Origin of the sequence: Alcaligenes sp. EGD-AK7, from assembly GCF_000465875.3 — a bacterium.
Classification (GTDB): domain Bacteria; phylum Pseudomonadota; class Gammaproteobacteria; order Burkholderiales; family Burkholderiaceae_B; genus Alcaligenes; species Alcaligenes phenolicus.
Genome location: NZ_AVOG02000039.1, coordinates 1 through 676 on the forward strand (window position 1 = coordinate 1; position 676 = coordinate 676).

The 676-nt window shown below is 67.5% G+C and carries 1 protein-coding gene; it reads left to right on the plus strand.

All coding sequences use genetic code 11. The features are described from left to right. On the plus strand, positions 1–676 hold a 676-nt coding region (locus tag N879_RS14400; RefSeq protein WP_022983405.1), incomplete at both ends, for a DapH/DapD/GlmU-related protein.

The following is a 676-nucleotide window of genomic DNA, read 5'->3' on the forward strand; positions in this document are numbered from 1 at the left end:
CCATGGCCGTTGCCGATGGCCTGCGGGTGGCTACCGAGCAGCCGGCGGACGCCATGGAAGTGCAGGGCGCCAACGACCGCATCCAGCTCGCCGAGCTGGAACGTCACTACCAGCTGCGTGCCGCGCGCCGCCTGATGGCGCAGGGCGTGACGCTGCGCGACCCGGCGCGCTTCGATCTGCGTGGCGAGGTCAGCGTGGGCCGTGACGTGCTGATCGACGTCAACGTGGTGCTCGAGGGCAGGGTGGTGATCGAGGACGATGTGCAGATCGGCCCTAACTGCGTGATCAAGGACAGCACCCTGCGCCGTGGCGCGGTCGTCAAGGCCAACTCCCATCTCGAGGGGGCCGTGATGGGCGAGGGCGCCGATTGCGGGCCTTTCGCCCGGCTGCGACCCGGCAGTCTGCTGGGCGCCAAGGCGCATGTGGGCAACTTCGTCGAGATGAAGAATGCGAGCCTCGGCGATGGCGCCAAGGCCGGCCACCTGAGTTATCTGGGTGACGCCGAGATCGGCGCGCGGAGCAACATCGGCGCCGGCACCATTACCTGCAATTACGACGGTGCCAACAAGTTCCGCACGGTGATGGGCGAGGACGTCTTCATCGGCTCCAACAGCTCGCTGGTGGCACCGCTGAATCTGGGCGACGGCGCGACTACCGGTGCAGGCTCGACTATCAC